Source organism: Deltaproteobacteria bacterium, assembly GCA_005879535.1.
Lineage (GTDB): Bacteria > Myxococcota > Myxococcia > Myxococcales > 40CM-4-68-19 > 40CM-4-68-19.
The window spans coordinates 28,533-51,514 of sequence record VBKI01000057.1; the positions used below are offsets into that span (position 1 = coordinate 28,533).

The window sequence follows — 22,982 nt, forward strand, 5'->3', positions numbered from 1 at the left end:
GAGACGGGGCGCCCGGGCCTGCACCTTCTCGCGGGCGCCCTGACACGCGCGCAATTTATCGATCTACGGCCGCATCGTACGCCTCGCTGCTCCTACTTATCGCGGCTGATCCTCCAGATGACACCGGTCTGCGGGATCTGGACGAGCGGGCCGTTGTATCGGCAGGCCGGGTCCGAGGGCACGCAGTTTTCCGGCGCGCTACGGAACCCCGAGCGAGGATCGCTCTGGCCGAAGTCGCGCACCGCGCCGTAATCGACGAGGTAGAGCGCGCCGTCGGGGCCGAACATCGCCGTGTTCGGCCGGTTGATCCCGCGCAGCGCGGGCGTCTCGACGAACGCCTGATCGTAGTCCCCCCTGCAGCGCGGCGTGCCGTCCGGGTCGTGGAACTGATCCGACTGCTTGCAGTTGAACGCGAACCTCGACTGCTCGAGATGGAAGGGCTCACCGGGCCGGCTGAAGTTCACCACCTCGATGTCGTGTCCCGCCGCGGGTTCACCGTTCTCCTTCGAGAACCCGAAATCGCCCTCCCGGGAGACCAGCGAGGCTCCCTTTCGGACGACGCCGAACACGAAGGAGTCGGGGGCGAAGTCGAGGCCGACGGCCGCGACGTCGACGGGCTCGAGCGCCAGGGGAGCCGTGATCGGCTGCGGTGGGTGCGCGAGGATGGGTTGCACGGGGACATCGCCGGCCGGGGTGTGCGCCGTGACGAGCGAACTGCACGCAGGGAACGGCGGATTCGGCGGCTGGCAGAGGTCATCGCCCGGCCCGCCCACCGGGTTGAACACCGCTGAGGTGGAGGCCAGGAAGCCGAACCGGTCCGGCCAGCCGTGATAGTCCGGGCTGCCGTCGGCGTTCTGCTGGGCGAGCTGGAGCCGATCCGGCGAGTTGTTCGTCGGGCGCGCGCCGCGCTCGTCCTCGCCGTTCTCGCTGGCGAAGAGCCCGCCCTTGAGCGCGTGATCATTGGGCGCGAAGCGGATGCCGTACGGGTTGCGATAGCCCCACGAGAAGGGCTCGATCGTGTCCTGCGGCTTCTTGGAGTGGAGCTTCGCTCTGAGAATCGCCCCGTCGCACATGCCGGCGCTCGTGGCGCTGTCGAACGCCTTCACGGTCGCACCGGGTCGTTGGACGCCGTGGGGTGAATAGCCGCTGGTGCGAACTCCACCGGGCGAGGGGAAAGTATGCTCGCTCAGCACGATGTCCTGACACGGAATGTCCTGCTGGTTGGCACCACCACCGTTGTCGAGGCCTACCACGCCGGAGTTGGTCGTCGAGCCCTGTGACCAGTAGATCCAGCCGTCCTTGAACTCGAGTTGCTCGGCGGGATGGTCACCGGTGGGCAGACCGACGATCCACGGGGTGACCGTGTTCGCCTTGAGGTCGACGGTGACGATCCGCGAGCTGTTGTTGTTACCGGACGTGCGGATGCTCTGGTTGGAGTCGGTCGCGAACAGGCTGCCGCCCTGCGCCTGGTTCTCGAAGGCGATATCGATCGCGGGACCGTCGGCTTGAAAGCCGTTCCCCGGCCCCGTGGGTTTTGCGAACGGTCCGGAGTTGAAGGTGCCATCCTTGTTCAGCACCAGGATGTCCGGGGTGAACGGATTGGTCGGCGAGAATGGCCCTCCATAGGCCGGGTCCGTACGGTCGTTGCAGCGGCTGGGCAAGCCGTGTCCCGACTCCAGCACCAGCACCTTGAAGTCGTTCTTGTTACCGGTGAATGCGATGCCGGTCGGGAAGTTCAGGTCGATCTTGCTGAAGCGCTCGACCTTGTAGCCTTTGGCCACGACGATGTCTTCGCCGTTGCCGGGATTGTAGTTGACCGTGTTTCCCGTACAGCCGGTGGTGTTGTTGGTTCTCATCTGGGCTTGCGCGGTGGCAGGTAGGAGCGTCGCGATCGAAACGAGCGCGACCAGCATGAACAGCGTCGCTCGGATTGGGTGATTCATTGATCTTCCCTCTCTCCAACCGTCAACAGGTTCCTGGGGCGCGCGGATTTGCGGATACGGTTCTGGCGTGCTGCTGCATCCGATGCGAAACCAACGTGACTGCAACTTGCGCGCATGGAACCGTGGTGCAGGCGCTCCCCGCGCACCTTCTGCGCGCGCACCCGACGGAGGTCAAGTCCGAGCGCGGCGCAACGGTGAGCCGTTGTGCCGGTCTGCTTGCGCGTCCTGTTGAAGAAGGATGGTCCCAGGGAGCGACGACTCGACTGACTGACTCGGGGCTCGATGGCTTCTCTGCTCGCCCCTTTGGCAGCTTGCGGGATCGAATGTCCGCGATGCCGCGACGATCGAGAACCGCGCGCGGCATACTCGCCAAAGCGGGCCGGATCCGCTGCTCGTCAATATTACCGGAGAATAATTCTCGCGCGAGCGGTCCCCTCCCATGCTCCCGCCACAACCTCACTTTGCGCCTGCCTGGCCCTTCAGCACCTTGCCCAGCGGGCTTCGCCTTCGCGTCGGCGTGTGTCTCGAAGCGATCACTGAGCTCGAAGGTCATCGCCGAGAACCAGCTCTCCATCGCGGCCGTTGTCGTGGGCGTTGCCGTGACTGCAGGTGATCCCGTGCGAAGGAACAGTCGTCGGGAGCAGGGACGCCGCGCGCGCCTTCTCGCGCGGCTTCGCGGCGGATGCGGAGAAGTCACATCGTAGCGGGGGGCTGACATGAAATCGGCGCGTGCGCGCAGCATGACAATGTCTGATCTTTCAAGATGCCGCGTGAACGAGCGCGTGATGCCCCTCGTGCGGCACCTCGATTGAGCGGACATCGGTAGCGCGCCCGCGGCGCGGACATCGCTGCTCGCGGCGCGTGGCCGAATCCGCTGATGCGAAGGTCGGGTGCGAGTGACGATTCGCGACGGTGTTGCGCGCCACTTTTCGCCTTGCCGCGGCCCGGACCTTTCCCGTTGTCGCTCCAGAGGAATTCGGTTAGGGTCCGCGCCCTCGCACCATGCGGACGGTCCTTCTTTTCGCTACCCTGACTCTCGCGGCAGCGGCGGCCCGCGCACAGCAGCGTCCGCCGGCGCGGCCGCCGAGTCAGGGTGCGACGCCCGGACAGCCCGCGACGGCGGGAGAGAAAAGAGGTCCGGCAGCCGGCGAGGCGGGAACGCCGGCGACGCCCGGCGCACCGGAGCAAAAGGTCGGAGAAGCGCCGACGATCCCGACGGGGCAGACGGCGGCGGAGGCCGCCGCGGCAGTTCCCGAAACGGGGACGATCGCGCGAATCAACGTGCAGGGGAACCGCCGGGTCGAGACCGACGCGATCCGCGCCGCCATGCCGATGAAGCCCGGCGACAGCTACGACAGGGAAAAGCTGAAGAGCGCCCTGCTCGCAGTCTGGAAGATGGGCTACTTCAACGACGTCAAGCTCGACGTCAGCGCCGCCAAGCCGCCGCTCACCGGGTACACGCTCACCGTGCTCGTCAGCGAGAAGCCGGCGGTGCGCGAGATCAAGCTGCAGGGCAACGAAGAGCTCTCCAAGGACGATTTCAAGGATACCATCGAGGTCAAGCCGTTCCAGATCCTCGATCAGCAGGCGGTGCGGAAGTCGGCGAGGAAGATGCAGGAGAAGTACGTGGAGAAAGGCTTCTTCCTCGCCGAAGTGACGCCGAAGATCGTGCCGCTGCCGAACAACGAAGTGAACGTCATCTTCCAGGTCAACGAGCACGCGAAGATCACGGTCAAGGAGGTCCGCTTCGTCGGCAACCACGCGCTCAGCGATTCCGAGCTGAAGGACGCGATGCTGACCCAGGAAGGCGGTCCGTTCTCGTTCCTCACCGGCGCGGGGACCTACCGCGAGGAGGCGTTCCAGCGCGACGAGGTGGTGCTGCAGGGGCTCTACTTCGACCAGGGCTACATCTACGTGAAATTCGGCAAGCCCGCGATCGAGCTCTCTCCGGACAAGCGCTACATCTTCATCACCATGCCCATCGAGGAGGGCGATCCCTTCGACGTCGGCAAGATCGACGTCGGAGGAGACCTGCTCGTCCCTCGCGAACAGCTGCTCGGGTTGATCGGGACGCGCAGCGGCGAGCGCTTCTCGAAGACCCGCCTGCAGAACGACATGAACCGGCTCCTCGACGTCTACAAGGACAAGGGCTACGCCTACGCCAACGTCACTCCGGACACTGCCGTCGACGCCGAGAAGAGGCTCGTCGATCTCACCTACGTGTTCCAGAAAGGCCAGCCGGTCACCATCGAGAAGATCGAGATGGTCGGCAACAACAAGACCCGCGACAAGGTCATCCGCCGCGAGATGCGCATCGCGGAGGGAGATCTCTACAGCGGCACCGGCGTGCGCGCTTCCAAGGCGCGGGTCACGGCCCTCGGCTTCTTCGACAGCGTCGAGATCAACCAGAAGCGAGGGACCACGGACGACAAGATGATCCTCGAGGTGTCGGTGAAGGAGAAGCTCACCGGCACGTTCCAGGTGGGCTTCGGCTTTGCCGGCGGGGAGAACTTCTTCGGCCAGGCGCAGCTCGCGCAGAACAACCTCCTCGGATACGGCCACACCGCTTCTCTTTCGCTGCAGATCTCCAGCATCCGCCAGCTCTTCCAGCTCAGCTATCTCGACCCGTACGTGCTCGACACGCAATGGACCGGCTCCATCGATCTGTACCGGAGCGAGCTGCTCTTCTCGGGATTCGACCGGTCGGCGAACGGCGGATCGCTCACCGCCGGATACGACTTCAGCAACGTCGCGCCCTGGCTGGAGGACTTCCGTCTCTTCCTCACCTACACGCTGGAGCAGGTCAACGTGACCGCCGCGGTCGGCACGCAGGACGTGCTCGCGAACCAGTTCACCGCGGGCCGCACCTCGAGCATCCGCATCTCCTTCAACTACGACAAGCGCGACAACCGCCTCTTTCCCACCAACGGCCACCTCGAGTCGGCGTCGGCGGAATTCGCGTCGTCCCTGTTGGGCAGCCAGAACCTCTTCCAGCGCTTCCGCGTGATCGAGCGATTCTACCGGCCTCTCGTGCTCGGCATGGTGTTCAAGACGAACATCTCGGTCGGCTACATCCGCGCGACGGATCCCATCAACCATCCCGTCGCCATCAGCGAGAAATTCTTCGAAGGCGGCATCAACTCCATCCGCGGCTACACCCTGCGCAGCATCTCGCCGACGCTGCCCATCGCAGGGGTCAGCGAGCCGAACGCCGGAATCGTCGAGTTCCCTGTCGGAGGCAACAAGGAGCTGATCACCAACTGGGAGATCGAGTTTCCCATCTTCGGAGCGGCCGGCCTTCGCGGCGTCGTCTTCTACGACGCCGGCAACGTCTTCTCGGAGAAGGAGAACTTCTTCCAGAGCTCGCAGCGCGGCGGGACCCTGCCGCTGGGCCTCTTCCACAGCACGGGGTTTGGCCTCCGCTGGTTCTCACCCCTCGGCCCGCTGCGCTTCGAGGTCGGCTTTCCGCTCACCCGCAGGCCCATCGACGACTCGTATCTGTTCGAGTTCACGATCGGGAACTTCTTCTAGCCGCTCCCGCGCCGAAGCCGCGGGTTCCGCTGCCGTACCGAAGGTGCGGTTTTGCGGGCTGCTCGAGGCTGTACACGCGAGCGTGAACCTTTTTCCCGTCCGCGCGTCCAGAGAGAAAACTGTGCTTGCCTGGCCGGCCTTCGGCCTTGACCCGCCGCCCCCGTCCCATTAGGGTGCGCCGGTTCCAAATACCGGAGAGAAGGACACAAGATGCGTCGTTTCCTCGTTGCCCTAGCCTTGGTTGTCGCTGCCCGCGGTGCGCTCGCGCAGGGCATGAAGATCGGCTACGTCGACGTTCAGCGTGCCGTGCAGGAGGTGGAGGAAGGGAAGGCCGCGCGAGGCCGCCTCCAGGCGGAGCTCGCGCAGAAGCGCGGCGATCTGGAGAAGAAGCGCGGCGATCTGGAGAAGATGCGGGCCGACTACGACAAGCAAGCGCCGGTCCTTTCCGACGACGCGAAGCGCCAGCGGCAGGAGCAGCTGCAGAAGGCGTTCCTCGAGGCCCAGACCGCCGCCGGGCAGATGCAGGAAGAGCTCTCCGGCAAGGAGCAGGAAGCGATGCAGAGCATCTCCAAGCGGCTGCTGCAGGTGGTCGCGGAAATCAGCGACCGCGAGAATTTCACCTTCGTGCTCGACAAGGCCGCTCTGCTCTACGCTCCCGCTGCCTCCGACATGACCAACGAAGTGGTGCGCCGCTACAACGAGCGCTTCGGCAAGGGCGAGACGAAGGCGGCGAAGACGGCCACGCCCGCGAAGCCGCCGCCGCCGGCGCCGCCCAAGAAGTAAGTCGCGGTCCCGTGCGCACCGACGCGACGCAACTCTCGCTGGAGGAGCTCGCAAGGCGCATCGGAGCGGAGCTGCGCGGCCCCGCCGCGAACGGCATGTCGGGCGTTGCCCCCCTGGAGTCGGCGGGTCCTTCGCAGATCGCTTTTTACGCGAATCCCCGGTACCGCAAGGAGCTTGCCGCGACCCGTGCCGGGGCGGTGATCGTCTCCGAGGACGACGTCCCTCACGTTCCCGCTTCCGCTGCCCGGCTGGTCGCGCCGCAGCCCTATGTCGCCTTCGCCAAGGCGAGCGCGCTGTTCCACGAGGAGCTGGTCGTCGAGCCCGGGATCCAGCGCGGCGCGCTGATCGACGAGACCGCCGACGTCCATCCCACCGCCGCCATTTCCCCCGGCGCCTACGTGGGCCCGGGCGCGAAGATCGGCGCCCATACGACGCTGCATGCCGGGGCTCGCGTGCTCGATTGCGCCCGCGTCGGCGAAGGCTGCCTGCTCTGGCCCGGCGCGGTGGTCCGCGAGCGCTGCATCGTCGGGGACCGCGTCATCCTCCAACCCAACGCGGTGGTGGGCAGCGACGGCTTCGGTTTCGCCTTCGACCTGGAGGGCGACGGCAACGGCCCCATCCACCGCAAGGTGCCGCAGGCGGGAATCGCGCGCGTCGAGGACGACGTCGAGGTGGGCGCCTGCTCCTGCATCGACCGCGCCACCCTCGGCGAGACGGTGGTGGGGCGCGGCACCAAGATCGACAATCTGGTGCAGGTAGGCCACAACGTGCACGTCGGACCCCTCTGTCTGCTCGTCGCCCAATGCGGCATCAGCGGGTCGACGGAGCTGGGGCAAGGCGTCATCCTCGCCGGTCAGGTCGGCGTGGTCGGGCACTTGCGCATCGGCGACGGAGCGCGCATCGGTGCGCAATCGGGCGTCGCCCACGACGTGCAGGAAGGCGAAACGCTCAGCGGCTACCCGGCCATCGCCCACCGCGATTGGCTGCGCATGAGCGCTGCCCTCCCGCGCGTTCCCGACCTCTTGCGCGAAGTGCGCAAGCTGCAGCAGCGGGTGGAGCAGCTGGAGAAGGAGCGAAAGTGATGGACTTCGAGAAAATCCTGTCCGCGCTGCCGCACCGCTACCCTTTTCTGCTCGTCGACCGCGTCGTCGAAGTGGTGAAGGGCCAGCGGATCCACGCCTACAAGAACCTCACCTTCAACGAGCTCTTCTTCCAGGGGCACTTTCCCGGCAAACCGGTGATGCCCGGCGTGCTCCAGCTCGAGGCCCTGGCGCAGGCGGGAGCGCTGCTCGCGTACGAGGGCGCGCCCTTCGATCCTTCGCAGAAGGTGATCTACCTGATGTCCTTCGACGCGGTGAAGTTCAGGCGGCCGGTGGTTCCCGGGGACCGCCTCGATCTCTACGTGCGCATCGAGCGGCAGAAGGGAGCGATCTGGCGCCTCGCCGGAGAGGCGAAAGTGGACGGCCAGCCCGCGAGCGAGGCACAGATGATGGCGATGATCGCGGACAGAAAGGACTGACGTTGGCCATCCATCCGACGGCGATCGTGGACAGGCACGCCGAGCTCGACTCCAGCGTCGAGGTCGGCCCCTACGCGGTGATCGGACCCAAGGTGAAGATCGGCGCGCGCACGCGGGTGGGCCCGCACGCGGTGATCGAGGGTGACACGACCATCGGCGAGGAGAACGTCATCTTCCAGTTCGCCTCCGTCGGCGCCATTCCGCAGGACCTCAAGTACGCAGGAGAGCCGACCCGTCTGGTGATCGGCAAGGCCAACCGGATCCGCGAGTTCTCGACGGTGCACATCGGCACCGCCGGGGGCGGAGGAGTGACGCGGATCGCGAACGGATGCCTCTTGATGGCTCAGAGCCACGTAGCGCACGACGTCCAGCTCGGCGACGGCTGCATCCTCGCCAACTCCGTCGCCCTCGCCGGCCACGTGGTGGTGGAAGACCACGTGATCTTCGGCGGCCTGGCGGCCGTGCACCAGTTCACCCGCATCGGGCGCCTGGCGTTCGTCAGCGGCGGCGCGATGGTCACGCAGGACGTGCCGCCCTACGTCACCGTACAGGGTGACCGCGCGGAGGTCGTCGGCCTCAACACGGTAGGTCTCACCCGCGCGCATTTCGACGAACATGCCCAGGCGCGGGTGAAGGGCGCGTACAAGATCGTCTACCGCAGCAAGATGGGTTTGCGCGAGGCCGTCGCGCACGTGAAGGCCGAGTACGGCGGCCATCCGGAGATCGACCACTTCGTCGCGTTCCTCGACGGAACCGAGCGGGGCATCGCGCGGTGACCGCCGCGCCGATCGGGCTCATCGCCGGATCGGGGCGCCTGCCTGTCCTGTTCGCCGAAGCCGCCGGGCGCGCCGGCCGCAGCGTCGTCACCGTGGCGCACGAAGGCGAGACCGATCCGTCCGTCACCGCCGCGGCCTGGGTGAAGGTCGGCCAGCTCGGCCGTATCGTCGAGGTGCTCCGAAGGGCAGGCGTCACCGAGGCGGTGCTCGTCGGCGGCATCCGCAAGCCGAAGCTCTTCGATCTGCGCCCCGACTGGCTCGGCCTCAAAGTGCTGGCCCGCCTGCGGGGCGCCGGCGACGACGCGGGCCTGAGGGCGATCGCCGATGCGCTGGAGGAAGAGGGGCTGCGCATCGTCTCGCCGCTCCCGCTGGTGCCCGAGTTGCTGGTTCCGCGTGGACCGCTGGGAAAGCGCAGGTTGACCGACGAGCAGCGCGCGGATGCCCTGGTCGGGCTCGCCGCGGCGCGCGCGTTGGGCCAGGCCGACGTCGGGCAGACGGTGGTGGTGAAGCGGGGCGTCGTGCTCGCGGCCGAAGCGGTCGAGGGAACCGACGCCTGCATCGCCCGCGGAGGCGCCTTCGCTCCTGGCGCCGTGGTGGTGAAGGCGCGCAAGCCGCAGCAGGACGATCGATTCGACGTGCCCACCGTCGGACCCGCAACCATCGACGCCTGCGCGGTGGCGAGGTGCGCTGCCTTGGCCGTCGAAGCCGGGACCACGCTCGTACTCGATCGATCCGAGCTGGTTGCCCGTGCGGACCAGGCCGGCATCGCGGTGGAAGGAATCTGAAAGTGCTGGCGACGACGGCGGAGATCGACGAGATCCGCAAGGAAGCCGGCGAGCGCGAGCTCCGGCTGTACATCGACATCGACCGCGGCGAGTGGCTCCTGCCGCGCGCGGTCTGGCTCCTGCAGGAGAAGCTCAACGCGTACGCCAGCTTCGTTTTGGACGGGAAGATGCGCGAGCTCTATCCCTACGCGCAGGCTCACGACGTCCGCATCGTCATCCGCTCGCGCGGTCAGCCGCCGCAGGATGCGCTGCGGCTGGTCGGCCTGGTACGCGAGGCGCTGGAGAAGGACGGCCCGAAGCTCGATCTCGAGCAGGTCGCTTGAGCGCGCCGGAGCTGCTCGTCGTCGCCCTGGAAGCGTCCGCCGATCTGCACGGCGCGGCGGTGCTGCGCGAGCTGCGCGCGCTCCAGCCTGAGCTGCGTGTTTTTGGGGCCGGCGGACCGCGGATGCGCCAGGAAGGGTTGGAGGCGCTGGTCCACGCCGAAGACATCTCGGTGATGGGCATCGCGGAGGTGATCCCCGCGCTGCCCCGGATCCTGGACGCGATGGACATGCTCTACGACGCCGCTCGCGAGCGGCGTCCTCGCGCCGCGCTGCTGATCGACAGCCCGGACTTCAATCTGCGCCTGGCGCGACGCTTGCGGATGCACCGCATTCCCGTCGCATACTTCATCGGCCCGAGCGTCTGGGCATGGCGAACCCGACGGGTCCGGCAGATCGCGCGCGACGTCGCGCGCATGCTGGTCATCCTGCCGTTCGAGGCGCGTTTCTACGAGGCGCATCACGTACCCGCCGTCTACGTCGGGAACCCGCTGGCCGACGGGCTGCGGCCGCCCGTTCCGGAGCGCGCCCTCAACGGCGTGCTTGCGCTTCTCCCCGGCTCCCGCGCGCAGGAGATCCGGCGTATCTGGCCGTCGATGCTGGAGGCGGCGCGGCGCCTCAAGGCACGTCGTCGGGGTCTGCAGCTGATCGTCCCGGTCGCGCCTACCATCGATCGTTCGCTATTCGGGACTCCCCGGGATGTCGAGCTCGTCGACGGCGGCGCGCCCCAGGTCCTGGCGCGCGCCGACGCCGCCATCATCACCAGCGGGACCGCCACGCTCGAGTCAGCCCTGCAACTCACCCCGATGGTCGTCGTGTACAGGACGAGCTGGCTGACGTGGTGGATCGGGCGCATGCTCGTGCGCGTGAAGTTCATCTCCCTGGTCAATCTCATCTGTGGACGTGCCGCGGTCCCGGAGCTCCTGCAGGCCGAATGCACGCCCGACCGCATGACCGCCGCGCTGGAGCCGTTGCTCTCCAGGACGCCGGAGCGGGCGGCGCAGCTCGAGGCGCTGAACGAAGTGCGAGCCGAGCTGGCGCCGCAGGGATCGACGCGAGCGGCGCGCCGCGCGGCGGAAGAGGTCCTCGGCTTGTTGGAGAGCTCGCCGCCGTGAACGAGAACCGCGCCTGCGTGGTCCTGCCGACCTACAACGAGCGCGAGAACGTGCCGCAGATCGTTCCCGTCATCCTCGCCGCTTCGCCGGCGCTCGACGTCCTCGTGGTCGACGACAACTCGCCGGACGGCACGGGAGCGCTCGCCGACGAGCTGGCGGCCCGCGATCCCCGCGTGCGCGTGCTGCACCGCCAGCGCAAGGAAGGTCTTGGCCGGGCCTATCTCGCCGGATTCGCCGAGGCGCTCCGGGCCGGCTACGGCCGCATCCTGGAGATGGATGCCGACTTCTCGCACGACCCCGCGCGGCTGCCCGTCCTGCTGGGCACCGACGCCGACCTGGTGCTCGGCAGTCGTTACGTCCCTGGAGGCAGCACGGTGAACTGGGGAGCGGGACGGCGGCTCTTGAGCCGCGGCGGCAGCTTCTATGCGCGCACGATCCTGGGGCTGCCGATCCGCGACCTGACGGGAGGCTTCAAGTGCTTCCGGCGCAAGGTGCTGGAAGCGATGGATCTCGCGTCGGTGCGCTCCAGCGGATACGCCTTCCAGATCGAGCTCACCTACCGGACCATTCGCCGCGGCTTCAAGGTCGTCGAGGTGCCCATCACGTTCGTCGACCGGAGGGTAGGCAAGAGCAAGATGAGCCGCGGCATCGTCGCCGAAGCGCTCTGGATGGTGTGGAAGATCCGTTTCGACGCAAAGGCGAACCAGCGTTCCGCGGCCTAACGAACGGCGCGGAAGAAGGCGCGGGCGCGGTCGCTGCGCGGGTGCTCCGTCACTTGCGACGGCGTCCCGTCTTCGACCAGCTTCCCGTCGTCGAACACCCAGATTCGCGAGGCGACGTTGCGCGCAAACGACATCTCGTGCGTCACCACCAGCATGGTGCAGGTGCCCGAGAGATCGCGCAGCACCGCGAGCACCTCGCCGCGCATCTCGGGATCGAGCGCGCTCGTCGGCTCGTCGAGCATCAGCAGCTCGGGGTCCATTGCGAGCGCCCGGGCGATGGCAACGCGCTGCTGCTGTCCGCCCGATAGCTGCGCCGGGCGCGCTCGGCTCCGATCACCCAGGCCCACGCGCTTGAGGAGCGCCCGCGCCTTCTCCTCGACGGCGTCGCGCGGCTCGCGCTTCACGTGCAGCGGCGCGACGCAGATGTTCTGCAGCGCTGTCAGGTGCGGAAAGAGGTGAAATCCCTGGAACACCAGTCCCACTCGCGCACGCAGCGGGCGCAGCGCCGCCGCATCGGGAGGAGTCTTTGGGGCCAGCGTCAACCCGGCGACTTCCACCGTCCCGGCGTCGAAGGAGGTGAGCCCGTTGAGGCAGCGCAGGAGCGTGCTCTTCCCGCCGCCCGACGGCCCGACCACCGCAATGGTCTCGCCGCGCGCCACTTCCGCGTCGATTCCGCGGAGGACCTGGCGCGTCCCGAACGACTTCTGCAGCCCGCGCACGCGGACGATCATGTGGCCGGCGCCACGACGGGTTCTTCGCCCGCCGCTTCGAGTCTGGCTTCCAGCCGCGCCGCCAGCCGGGCCAGCGGATAGCTCATGGCGAAGTAGAGCGTCGCACACAGCGCGCCGGGCAACGCCCACGAGCGCACGTCCACGGCGGTGATCGTCATCTGTTTGGTCAGCTCCACGACCGTGATCACCGACACGAGCGAGCTGTCTTTCAAGAGCGCGATGAGATCGTTGGTCATCGCGGGCAAGGCGGTGCGCAACGCCTGTGGGAGCAGCACCAGCCGCAGTGACTGCCAGCGCGAGAGGCCGAGCGCCGCCGCGGCCTCGCTCTGCCCGGCGGGAACGGCGAGAAGGGCGGCGCGATGCACCTCCGCCTCGTAGGCGCCGTAATTCAACGCCAACCCCAGGATCGCCGCCTCGAGCGCAGACAGGTGCACGATGGGCGCCATCCCGTAATAGAGGATGAAGAGCTGCAGCAAGACCGGTGTGCCGCGAAACAGCTCGATGTAGGCGTGCGCCAGCCAACGCACGGGAGCGCGGCCGTACAGACGGGCGAGGGCGAGCATCAAGCCGAGAGGCACGGCCAGCGCCATCGACAACAGGGAGATCGACAGCGTCACCGCGGCGCCGACGAGGAAGAGCATGACCTGGGCGCGGTCGAACGTCGCTTGTGGAGGCGTCGTGACCTGAATCGAAGGCGTGGTGTTGGGCACCTCTGGCAGGTGCCAGCGCGTGTAGATGCGGCGAAGCTCTCCCTCCGCGTCGAGTTTGGCAAGCGCCGCGTTCAGCGCATCCCTCAAGTCCGAGTCGCCCTTGCGCAGCCCGATGACGTACGATCCTCGGGCGACGTCGGCGTCGGCGAGCTCGAGATCCGGCTTGGTGAGCCCGTAGCGCTGCGCGATGACCGAGTCCAGCAGCACGGCGTCCGTCCGCTCGAGCTGCAGGTCGCGGTAGGGTTCCTCCTGGCCGCCGTAGAGCACCACCTCGATGGCGCGTTTCGAGCGCAGGATCTGGTGCGCGAGCGACGAGGCGAGCGTCCCGACGCGATGTCCGCGCAAAGCATCCAGCGTGCGCAGCTTGGAGCCGCGCCGGACCACGAGCTGCTCCGTGAAGTCGAAATACGGGCGGGAGAGCAGTATGCGGCCGCGCAGCGCCGGCGTGTCCTCCAGCCCGTTGACGATGATGTCGAAATCGCCGCGCTCGAGCGAGGGCACGAGGTTGGACCAGTCGTTCTGGAAAAAGCGCTCACGCACGCCGAGCTTCGCCGCGAGCGCGCGCACCAGGTCGACCTCGAAGCCGACCAGCTTGTCCGGGTCGCGGGGATCGCGAAAGACGTAAGGCTCGCCGCCCTGCAAGTCTCCCCCCCAGCGGATCTCGCCGTGCGCACGCACCCGGGAGAGGCCGGAAGCCGCGAGGAGCAGGGCCAGCGGCAAGGCGCCGATCGGCATCGCCGGAAATTACCTCGGCCGCGGACTCGCTGGTAGCATTTGACCATGGGCGTGCTGCTCGCCTTGTTGCTCGCGTCGGAGACCGTCCTGGTGGTGCCGTTCGTGCCCAGGGGCGACGCTCCACCGGCCGCCGGAATCGCGGTCGCCGAAGCGATCGTCGATGTGTTGGTGCAGGCAAACAGGGACGATTTCCTTACCTTGAAACAGCTCGACGCGGTGCTGCGCCGCCGTGACCTGCGGCTCGACGACGCCGCCGTCGCCGCGCGCGCTCTCGAGCTTGCGCGCCCGCTCGGGGCGTCGGACGTGGTCACTGGCGAGGTGTGGCTGGAAGAAGGGCAGTGGCGGATTGCCGCGCGCCGGACGAAGGTCGCGGAAGCCAAGGCGGTCGTGGAAGCGAAGGAGGAAGGACCGCGCTCCGCGTTTCCGGCGCTGGCGCACAAGATCGGCGTCGATCTGTTCGGCGCGCAGGGTCTGGCCCTGGGCCCCTTGACGGGAAGCGCGGCGGCGCTCGAGCAGGCCGCGCTGTGCTGGAAGCATCTGGCGCGCCAGTCGCTCGGAGCGCATGCGCGGATCACCCTGCAGCCCGATCACCTCGCGGCGGCCGAAAGAGCATGCAGGGCGGCGCTCCAGGCAGATCCGAGGCTCGGTCTGGCGCGCGCCGGTCTGGCGGTGACGCTCGCTGCGCGAGGGAAGTTCGCACTGGCCCGCAAGCAGGCGCGACGGGCGCAGGCGCGCAGATTCGTGCCGCTGGCGGTGCTCGCCGAATCGTTCGCGGCGTGGAAGATGCGGGATGCCGCCGGATGGCGAGCGGTCCTCGAGGCGGCAGTGATCGCGCGGCGCGGCTTCCTGCACGCGCTCGGATATCTGGCCGAGGACCGGATGGAGCAGGGGGACGACGAGGCGGCGCTCGCCATCTTCGATCGATACCTGCAGCTCTCGCCGAACCATCCCTGGGCGATGGGGAAGAAGGGCCGGCAGCTTGCCCGGGTGGGCAAGATGGACGAGGCGATCGAGATCTCGGAGAAGGCGCTCGGCCTCGATCCGGGAAATCCGGAGCTGCTGATCGAGACGGCGTCCCGCTACATCGACGCGGGTCGCGACGCGAAGGCGTTGCCGCTGCTCGAGCAGGCGCTGAAGGCAAGTCCGCCGCGGCCAACGGCGGCGCTCCGGCTCGGTTACGTCTATCTGAGGAGCGGCAATCTGCCGTTGGCGCGGCAGGCGCTCGAGCAATGCCTTCAGCTCGCGACGCGCGAGGACGAGGCGCGCACGCGGGGCATCGCGCACGCGGACCTCGCGATCCTCAGCGCCAGGGAGGAACAGTACGCGGAGACGGTCACCGAGCTACAGAAGGCGCGCGGGGAAGGGAACAACCATCTTCCCTGCGAGGAGCCAGAGCTGCGCCGCTGGAAGGAGCGGCCGGAGCTGCGCGAAGTGTGCGTGGCGGCGGAGGCCGCGCTGGCGAACACCGCGAAGGACGAAGACCCAGTTCCGGTCGAGCTGTAGGCGCGGCTAGCGACGGACAGGTTTGCGGATTCGCATCTTCAAGGCAGTTTCCTCAAGGCGAGAGCGCCGCCGTACGTCGCGACGTAGAGCGTCGGCGGATCGACCATCCGATCCAGCTTGAGCCGGAAAACGTGATCGTCCGGCAGGTCCCCGCCTGCGCGCAACGCGGTGCGCGCGCCGGTCTGAGGATTCCAGAACACGAGGCCGGTATTGGCTCCGGCGAGCACCAGCCGTCCGTCGGGAAGCGCCACCATGTCGCGGATGTCGCTCTCGGCCATCCCCGCGTCCTTCTGCGGATCGAAATACCGGAACGACTTGCCGTCCCAGGCGGCGAGCCCGCGGGAAACGTCGGAGCTGGTCGTTCGCCCGCTCGCAAACCAGACGCGTCCGTCCGTCGCGACGGCGACAGCTTGCACCGAGATGACGTCGCCCTCCGCCGGCACCATGAACACCGGCTGGTTGCAGAAGGCCGAGCCGCAGGGCCCTTTGTACGGGTCGCCGAAGGCGACGCTGAAGATCTCGTTTCCCGGCCGGTTCACCCACCGGCCGAGATCGGACGTCCAGCGGATCTGCCCGCCGGTCCAACGGCCGCCGACCCAAAGGTTGCCATCGGTCGAGAGCGCCAGCCCTTTCCAGTCGCCGAGCCGCAGGTTGCTCTCGGAGCTGTCGCAGGCGCGGTGGTAGCAGACCTGCGGATGCAGGTGGTCCGCGAGCCAGTCGTGCGTGGCGGCGAGGAACCACTCGCCCTGATTTGGGGGGCGGTACTTGTCCGGAAGCACGCGGTCGACGCCGTGGTTGGTGCCGACGTACAGCTCGTGCGGATGCAGGGAATGATCGTAGAGAAGCCGCTGCACGGTGCGGTTGTGCCAGTACTGCGCGCTGTCGCTGAAGACCAGATCGAAGCGGTCCACCTGCAGCGCTCCGTTCGCGCCCAGCCGGACGCGGTCGAGCTTGCCGGTGTGCCGGTTCGGATCGCTCCAGTCCGCGCTGCCGTCGTCGGTGCCGAAGTAGCCGACGAAGACCTCGCCCGCGGCCCCGCCCTCGATCTCGCTGATGCCCGGGTCCGCGGCGGCGCCGTAGATGGGACATTTGCGGTCGCCACCGGCGATGTCCGCGTCGCAGTACCGGACCGGGTTCCCCTGTAGATGCAGCCCGTCACGCGCGTCGAATCGGCGGAACGCGCTCTCCCCGGGCTTCATCACGTAGAGCGCGGCGTGCGTGGCCACCCAGAGGTTCTGCGCCTCGTCGGTCGTGGCGCCGATCACCGGCCGCTCGAGGATCCCTTGCGCGCCGCCGTACGTCGCGTCGCCGGTGCCCCAGGGACTCGGCCCGCCGAACCGGGAGCTCGCGCCGCCGCACGCCGCTGCGAGCAGGGCGGCGGCGAGCGCGCGTCTCAAGGGAGCACTCTCAGCACGGCCGCGCCTCCCCGCGTGGCCACGTGCAGCGCGGGCGGATTCACCATCGTATCCAGCTCCAGCCCCATGATCTGATCGTCGGGGATTCCCTGGCCCGCGCGAATGGAGACGTGCTTCTTCTTGTCGGGATCCCAGATGGTCAGGCCGGTGCTCTGGGAGGCGAGCACGAGGCGCCCGTCGGGCAGCGCGACCATGTCGACGACGTGGTACTCGAGCATTCCGGCGTCGTTGATCGGGTCGAAGTATTTGAACTTGTGCCCGTCGAACACAGCGAGGCCATAGGCGGGATCGCCACCGAAGGGGCCGCTCGCCCACCAGCTCTTTCCGTCTGGCGTTTCGGTGACAGCGCTGATGCCCACCGGGTCGCCCGGAGCCGGCGGCCAGAAGACGGGCGGTGTGCCTGACATCGGCGAGCAAGACTGCGTCTGCCAGGAGCTGCCGTTCCAGACATTGACGATGCCATTCGTGCCGCAGAAGACGTTGCCGAAGGCGTAGCTGAGTCCGGTTTTTTGATCCTTGAAGGCGTCGCCGCCACGCTGGAACCAACCCGTCTTTCCTTCCGGATCGGGAGTGCCGTCGGCCTTCAACTCCGCGTTGAGCGGCGCGTAGAAGATCTTTCCCGCGCTCCACTTCCCACCGACCCAGAGGTCTCCTGCGGCGGACAGGGCGAGGCCGCGCCATTCGCCCATCATCTGCAGGTTCAGGTTCTCATTGTCCGTGCAAAGCTGGTGCTTGCAGGTCACCGGGTGCAGGTGGTCGGACATCCAGTAGAGGTTGGCGACGAACGGCCAGTTGTCGGGCGGTGGGAAGTAGAGATCGGGAGAGAACTTCACGACCCCGTGCTCGGTCCCCGCGTACAGCTCGTGCTTGTGGACGAAGTGGTCGTAGACCATCCGGAACACGGTGCGGTTGTGCCAGAACTGCGGGCTGTTGCCGGACACCATGTCGAAGCGGGCTACGTCCAGGACGATGTTGCCGCTCTTGTCGAGCACCGGATTTCCGCTGGAATCCGTCTTGATGCGGACGCGGTCGAGCTTGCCGGTGTGGCGGTAGACGTCGAACCACTCGCCGTCGAACGTGAGATCCGCCCAGTTGTGATTGCCCCAGTATCCGACGAAGACTTCGTTCGGGCCGCCGCCGACGATCTCGCTGATGCCGGGATCCCATGCGGCGCCGTTCCGGCAGCTCTTGTCCCCGCTCGCGAAGTACTGGTCGGCGCAGTATGTGACCGGGTTGCCCTGGAGATGGAGACCGTCGCGCTCGTCGAATCGGTGGATGGACTTGTCCGGGCGGACCAGGTACAGCGCCGAGTTCGTCGCGATCCAGCGGTTCTGCGCCACTCCGCCGTCGGTCGTCTGGATCGGCTCGTCCGTCGAGACGCCGACCACCGGCGCCTCCTGGATTCCGTCGGCGAATCCGTAGGTGACGTTCGCCACTGGCCACGGACCCGGCGTCCCGAAGATCGCGGTCGGTCCCGCATCCGAAGGTCCGGCGTCACCGGCGTCAGGAGGACCGGCATCGGGCGGGCCCGCGTCGACGCCGCCATCGGGCTTCACCACGATCGGATCCCCGGTTTCCACCACATGGCTCTTCGCGCACGCCCCAACCACCACCGCAGCCGCAAGCGCCCACTTCCAGACTTTCGCCACGACGCCTCCCCCCAACCCCACCTGCGCGGGGCCCCGCTTCTTTGCGAGTGGCGGGCCAACGCCCAACCCGCTGCGGGACATTGGGGGGAAAGGGGAAACGGCTTTCCCACTCCAGGGGCGTCTGCTACTTCTGGGTCCCTCGGATGGCGACCGGAATTCCCTTCGGTTCCCGCGCAGATCGCGCCGCTCAGACTCAGGTCCTGGGGGCCGCCCTGGCCGCCATCAGCCCCAGCCGGCCGGTTGCTGCCTTCGATCTGGACAGCACCATCCTGGTGAACAAGGTCCGGCAGGCGCGCATCGTTCGCGAGTTCGGGACCCTGCGCGGCGACCGGCGGCTCGAGGGGTGCCAGCCCGAAGCGGTGATCTCCTGGGACCTGCGCGACACGCTCCGGCTCTGCGGCGCGACCGCGGCCGAGATCGCGGCGATGGTGCCCGAGCTGCGGGGCTTCTGGCTCGATCGGTTCTTCACCAGCGAGTACTGCAAGGACGACACGCCGGTCGCGGGAGCGCGGGAATATTTATCCGAAGTGCTCTCGGCCGGCGGCGAGATCCTCTACATCACCGGACGCCACCAGGAGATGGAGCGGGGAACGCTGGAGAGCTTCCAGCGAGCGGGGTTCCCCATGCCGGACGGCGAGCGCGTCCAGCTCTGGCTCAAGCCACAGCTAGCCGACGACGACGATCGCTGGAAGGAGATCTGCCACGCGCGGCTGCGCGAGCTGCGCGCGCTGGCCTGCGCCTTCGACAACGAGCCCACGCACGTGAATGCGTACAAGCTCGCCTTCCCCGACGCCCAGGTCGTCCACCTCGACACCGACCACTCGCGACGGCCGGTCGAGGTGCTCCCCGAGATTCCGTCGATTCACGACTTCTTGATGGACTGACCTACTCCAGCACGCGAACCGGCAGCACGACCATCGGCAACCCCGCGAACTGCAAGCGCCGCTGGATCTGGTACGCCGTCTCGTTGTGCAGCACGCGGTCCCACCAACGCTCGCGCTCGAAGATGAGCTTTCCCGCGAAGAAGATGCTCCGCTCGTACTCCTTCGCCACCTCGCCCGCGAGCCTCTCGCACTCGCTCACCGCTTCGGTCCCCATCGACATGCGGTAGTCGGCGGGGATGCCCATCCCGCGCGCGAGGTCGACATACTTGCGCAGCGCCTCTTCCGTCTGCTCGCGCACGCGGTCGACCTCCTCGATGCCGTGGAAGGTCGCGCTGTCCACCACCGCCACCGACATGAAGACGACGTTCACGAAGTAGCGGGGAAAGAGCTTCATGATGGTGAGCAGCGAGTGGATGCCCAGGCCGGAGAAGCCTCCCACCAGCAACACGGCGGTCGGCTTGTTCTTCTGGACGACCAGCGGCTTCGTCGGCGTCACCGTGGGGAGCGCCCCGAGGATCTGATCGAGCCGCTTCAACCTCGCGTACACGCCGTTGTAGTGCCGCTTGATCAGCATGCAGATGCCGACCAGCGTGCCGGTGACCACGACGGTCAGCCACGCGCCCTCGGTGAACTTCTCGAACAGGTTCACCACCAGGATGAAGCTGCAGACGACGAAGCAGATGACGGCGATGGCAAGCGGCCGGCGCCACTCCGCGTGGCGCTTCTGCGTCTCGGCGCGGCGCCAGTACCGGATCATGCCCAGCTGGCTGAGCGCGAAGGTGACGAAGACGTTGATCGCGTACATCACCACCAGCGCGTCGACCGAGCCGCGGGTGTAGAGCAGCATCAGGAACGACGCGCCGCCCATCAGCAGCACGCCGTTCTGCATGGTGAGTCGATCGCTGAGCGCGCCGAACCGGTGCGGCAGGAAGGAATCCTGCGCCAGGTTCGCCATCACGCGCGGACCTGCGATGAACCCGGCCTGGGCGGCGACGAAGAGGAGCAAGGCCTCGGAGGCGATGGTGATGAAGACGTACCATTGCCCCACCGGAAGCGGTCCGAGGTGGAACGCGCCCGCCATCATCTCGGCGAGGCGGTAGTTCATCGTCTTCCCCGGGACGGGCTGGACGCCCATCAGCAGGTACCCGAGGATGATCCCGCCGGCGGTGACGGCGAGGCTCGTCGACATGTAGACCATCGTCCGTTTGCCGGTGAGCACGCGCGGCTCGCGCATGATCGAGAGCCCGTTCGAGACAGCCTCGATTCCGGTGTACGTGCCGGCGCCCAGCGAGTACGCGCGCAGGAACAGCAGAGCCAGGGCGAGGAAGCCCATGGTGCCGAGGTCGTGCGAGAGGCCGTTGGCGACGCTGTGCGCCACCTCGCCGGTCCGGCCGAGATGGAATCCGATGCTCCCGGTGATGAGCAGCACGTGCGTGACGAGGAAGGTGAGGAAGATGGGCATCAGCACCCGGATCGATTCCTTCACCCCGCGCAGGTTGAGCACCGTGAGCACGGCGATGGCGGCGAGCTCCACCGGCAGCTTCCAGGAGTGCCATTCCGCGGGGAAGTTGCTGAAGATGGCCTCCCCGCCAGCCGCGACCGAGGTGGTGCAGGTGAGGACGTAATCGATCAGCAGCGCCGCGCCGCTCACCACGCCGGCACGCGGCCCGATCAGGCGGGCGGTGACGATGTATCCGCCGCCGCCGAACGGAAAATGCTCGATGATCTTCGTGTAGGCGGCGGAGATGATGAGGACGGTGAAGCCGGTCGCCAGCGCGAGAAAGATGGCGAGATACTGGTGCTCACCGAGGTTCTTGAACGCCTCCTCCGGTCCGTACGAGCTGGAGGACAGACCGTCCGCACCCAGGCCGACCCAGGCGAGAAAAGCCGCCAGCGAAAGCGTATGGAAGAGCTGCGGATCCTGGATGTCCTTCGGGCCACCCAGCAGGACCCGCTTGAATCGTTGCCACCTGGATCGCCGCCCACCCTCCGGAGGCGGCTCGGAGCTCGGCTGCGGCGCAGGCACGGTGCTCGGCGCCGGCAGAGGCGCGGGTTGCTCCATGAGCGGCCTTCCGTAGCACGAATCCGCGACCGCCGATTCAACGCCCTGCAGGGACTTTGAAAACCGGCGTCGAATCGAGCGCCTGGCGCACCAGCCGAGCGAGCGCCCGCGCATAGAGGCGGCAGTCGTTGATCGCGTTCGCGACCTCGTACCGCGCGATGCCGGCCTCTGCCGCGACGCCGCGAAGCAGGATCCGCTGCTCGTGCAGCGTCTCGACGTGATCGGAGACGAACGCCACCGGAACGACGAGCACCTCCCGCACTCCCTGCCGCGCCAGGCCGGGAATGTGATCGATCGTCGCCGGCTGCAGCCACTTCACCGGACCGACCTTGCTCTGGTAGCTGAGCGACCACTTCTGCCCCGGCGGCAGCCGCCGGACGACGCCGGCGACGGTTGCGTGGATCTCGCGCTCGTAGGGATCCCCGCGGCGGATCAGGCTGATCGGCACGCCGTGGGCGCTGAAGAGGACGTGCACGCGCGCAGGGTCGGGAAAGCGCCGCAGCGCGACCTGCACCGTGCTGGTCAGCGCGTCGAGGTAGCCGGCGTCCTCGGGATATCGATCGACGGCCGCTACGGGCATCGATCCGGCGACTGCCTTGCGCAGATCGAAGAAGGCGGACTCCGTCGTCGCGGAGCACCATTGCGGATACAGCGATACGCCGACGAGCCGGGTGCACCCATCGGCGCGCGCCCTCGCCACCGCGTCGCGGATGTACGGCGTCCACGCGGAGAAGGCGACGTAGCAGCGGAACCCCGGACCGAGCTCCTCCTCGAGCTTCCGGGCCTGCGCTTCCGTCAGGGGAAGGATCGGCGAGCGGCCGCCGATCTCGGCGTAGAGCTGTCGCGCGTGTGGCGCGCGGCGGCGGGCGACTGCGCGCGCGAACCAGCGGCGCAGCGGTCCTTTGAGCAGCGGGATGCGGATGAGGAACGGATCGCGGAAGAGGTTCTCCAGGTACGGTTCGACCGCGTCGAGCGAGTCCGGGCCGCCCAGGTTCAGCAGCAGGACGCCGGTGTGCGGCGCTGTCGAGGGACGCCGGAGCGGGATCACCCGCGGTGGTTTAGCAGGTCGCCGCGGCTATCGCTGCTGCGGCCTCTCGGGCGCGGGCGAACGACCCTGGGGCTGAGGCGTGTTGCGCCCGGCCTTCTCCGCCATGTCCTTGTGCTGCTCGAGCACTGGAATGGTGTTGTCGACGAGCTGCTTCAGCTCGGGCGATTTTAGATCTTCCTTGTGGTCGCGCAGCATCGACACCATGTGGTCGTGATCCTTGGCCAGCACCTGCGCGAAGGTCTTGTCGAACTCGGCGCCGCTCATCTTCTTGAGCTGGTCCATCTTGTTCTTGTCGGTGCGCATCATCTCGCGATCGTGCGCCGTCAGCGCCGTCTCGCTCGGCGAGATCCCCGCCTTCTTCGCCGCCGCCTTCACGTCCGCGTCGGACTTGGTGTGATCCTCGACGAGCTGCTTTCCGTACTTCTGGATGTCCGCGCTCTGGCCGTTCTGCTGCGCGAGCTTGCCCGCGGCGATCTCGTCCTGGTTGACGTGATGGAGCAGGGTGACCAGCCGCGCATCGGTCATCTTCTCGTCCGCGGCGGCGGACTTCTTTCCCGGCTTGTCAGTGTCCGGCGTGTTCATCGGGTTCGCGTCGGTACGCGCCGCGTCCTTCGAAGTGGTCTTCGTCGTCGACTTGTCCTCGGCATGCGCAAGCGCCGGCGCCACGGCCAGCGCGCATGCCATTCCGCGTGCGATCATCTTCATGTCCCGTCTCCTTTTGACTGAAGCTGTGCAGCGGGCGCCGGGACGC

19 protein-coding genes are annotated in these 22,982 nt (G+C 67.7%); 11 read left to right on the forward strand and 8 right to left on the reverse strand.

What is annotated here, in order from left to right:
- Window positions 1-92 precede the first annotated feature (92 nt).
- Complete coding sequence (locus E6J58_08585) at window positions 93-1,943, reverse strand: hypothetical protein (protein ID TMB38600.1); 1,851 nt, start codon at window positions 1,941-1,943, stop codon at window positions 93-95.
- 1,266 nt (window positions 1,944-3,209) lie between these two features.
- Between E6J58_08585 and bamA the strand changes: the two genes are divergently transcribed.
- The 9 genes from bamA (at window position 3,210) to E6J58_08630 (ending at window position 11,494) form a co-directional block, all read left to right on the forward strand.
- Window positions 3,210-5,474, forward strand: coding sequence for an outer membrane protein assembly factor BamA (gene bamA / locus E6J58_08590; protein TMB38636.1), 2,265 nt, complete (start codon window positions 3,210-3,212; stop codon window positions 5,472-5,474).
- A 210-nt stretch (window positions 5,475-5,684) separates the two neighbouring features.
- Window positions 5,685-6,257, forward strand: a complete 573-nt coding sequence (locus E6J58_08595; protein TMB38601.1) for an OmpH family outer membrane protein — start codon at window positions 5,685-5,687, stop codon at window positions 6,255-6,257.
- Window positions 6,258-6,268: 11 nt separating this feature from the next.
- Window positions 6,269-7,339, forward strand: coding sequence for a UDP-3-O-(3-hydroxymyristoyl)glucosamine N-acyltransferase (gene lpxD / locus E6J58_08600; GenBank protein ID TMB38602.1), 1,071 nt, complete (start codon window positions 6,269-6,271; stop codon window positions 7,337-7,339).
- Window positions 7,339-7,776 carry a 3-hydroxyacyl-ACP dehydratase FabZ gene (gene fabZ / locus E6J58_08605; GenBank protein ID TMB38603.1) on the forward strand — a complete coding sequence of 146 codons (438 nt, stop codon included), beginning with the start codon at window positions 7,339-7,341 and terminating at the stop codon, window positions 7,774-7,776. The genes lpxD and fabZ overlap by 1 nt, the downstream gene beginning before the upstream one ends.
- Window positions 7,777-7,778: 2 nt before the next feature.
- A complete protein-coding gene (lpxA, locus tag E6J58_08610) occupies window positions 7,779-8,552 on the forward strand; it encodes an acyl-ACP--UDP-N-acetylglucosamine O-acyltransferase (protein TMB38604.1) in 774 nt (257 codons plus the stop codon).
- Window positions 8,549-9,337, forward strand: coding sequence for an LpxI family protein (locus E6J58_08615; protein TMB38605.1), 789 nt, complete (start codon window positions 8,549-8,551; stop codon window positions 9,335-9,337). The genes lpxA and E6J58_08615 overlap by 4 nt, the downstream gene beginning before the upstream one ends.
- A gap of 2 nt (window positions 9,338-9,339) precedes the next feature.
- The gene (locus E6J58_08620) at window positions 9,340-9,660 is read left to right on the forward strand and encodes a hypothetical protein (protein TMB38606.1); all 321 of its coding nucleotides are present in this window, start codon (window positions 9,340-9,342) and stop codon (window positions 9,658-9,660) included.
- Complete coding sequence (locus E6J58_08625; GenBank protein ID TMB38607.1) at window positions 9,657-10,772, forward strand: lipid-A-disaccharide synthase; 1,116 nt, start codon at window positions 9,657-9,659, stop codon at window positions 10,770-10,772. The genes E6J58_08620 and E6J58_08625 overlap by 4 nt, the downstream gene beginning before the upstream one ends.
- Window positions 10,769-11,494: a polyprenol monophosphomannose synthase gene (locus E6J58_08630; GenBank protein ID TMB38608.1), complete on the forward strand. Its 726-nt coding sequence runs from the start codon at window positions 10,769-10,771 to the stop codon at window positions 11,492-11,494. Before E6J58_08625 ends, E6J58_08630 begins: the two co-directional genes overlap by 4 nt.
- Here the strand turns inward: E6J58_08630 and E6J58_08635 are convergent.
- Window positions 11,491-12,225: an amino acid ABC transporter ATP-binding protein gene (locus E6J58_08635; GenBank protein TMB38609.1), complete on the reverse strand. Its 735-nt coding sequence runs from the start codon at window positions 12,223-12,225 to the stop codon at window positions 11,491-11,493. The genes E6J58_08630 and E6J58_08635 overlap by 4 nt on opposite strands.
- A complete protein-coding gene (locus tag E6J58_08640; GenBank protein ID TMB38610.1) occupies window positions 12,222-13,670 on the reverse strand; it encodes an ABC transporter permease subunit in 1,449 nt (482 codons plus the stop codon). Before E6J58_08640 ends, E6J58_08635 begins: the two co-directional genes overlap by 4 nt.
- 45 nt (window positions 13,671-13,715) lie before the next feature.
- On the opposite strand from E6J58_08640, the gene E6J58_08645 reads away from it, so the two are divergent.
- Window positions 13,716-15,173, forward strand: coding sequence for a tetratricopeptide repeat protein (locus tag E6J58_08645; GenBank protein TMB38611.1), 1,458 nt, complete (start codon window positions 13,716-13,718; stop codon window positions 15,171-15,173).
- Window positions 15,174-15,211: 38 nt separating this feature from the next.
- Here E6J58_08645 and E6J58_08650 read toward each other — a convergent pair whose 3' ends face one another.
- Both E6J58_08650 and E6J58_08655 read right to left on the reverse strand, forming a co-directional pair.
- Window positions 15,212-16,570 (reverse strand): WD40 repeat domain-containing protein, encoded by a 1,359-nt coding sequence (locus E6J58_08650; protein TMB38612.1) that lies wholly within the window; start codon window positions 16,568-16,570, stop codon window positions 15,212-15,214.
- Window positions 16,567-18,237 carry a WD40 repeat domain-containing protein gene (locus tag E6J58_08655; GenBank protein ID TMB38613.1) on the reverse strand — a complete coding sequence of 557 codons (1,671 nt, stop codon included), beginning with the start codon at window positions 18,235-18,237 and terminating at the stop codon, window positions 16,567-16,569. Before E6J58_08655 ends, E6J58_08650 begins: the two co-directional genes overlap by 4 nt.
- Window positions 18,238-18,380: 143 nt before the next feature.
- Here E6J58_08655 and E6J58_08660 point away from each other — a divergent pair, with 143 nt between their 5' ends.
- Complete coding sequence (locus tag E6J58_08660; GenBank protein ID TMB38614.1) at window positions 18,381-19,121, forward strand: hypothetical protein; 741 nt, start codon at window positions 18,381-18,383, stop codon at window positions 19,119-19,121.
- A 1-nt stretch (window position 19,122) separates the two neighbouring features.
- On the opposite strand, the gene E6J58_08665 is transcribed toward E6J58_08660, so the two are convergent.
- From E6J58_08665 to E6J58_08675, 3 genes are read right to left on the reverse strand one after another with little or no spacing between them, the layout of a single operon-like run.
- A complete protein-coding gene (locus tag E6J58_08665) occupies window positions 19,123-21,183 on the reverse strand; it encodes an APC family permease (protein ID TMB38615.1) in 2,061 nt (686 codons plus the stop codon).
- 37 nt (window positions 21,184-21,220) lie between these two features.
- Complete coding sequence (gene hemH, locus E6J58_08670) at window positions 21,221-22,231, reverse strand: ferrochelatase (GenBank protein TMB38616.1); 1,011 nt, start codon at window positions 22,229-22,231, stop codon at window positions 21,221-21,223.
- 27 nt (window positions 22,232-22,258) lie between these two features.
- Window positions 22,259-22,936, reverse strand: coding sequence for a DUF4142 domain-containing protein (locus E6J58_08675; protein TMB38617.1), 678 nt, complete (start codon window positions 22,934-22,936; stop codon window positions 22,259-22,261).
- Window positions 22,937-22,982 lie beyond the last annotated feature (46 nt).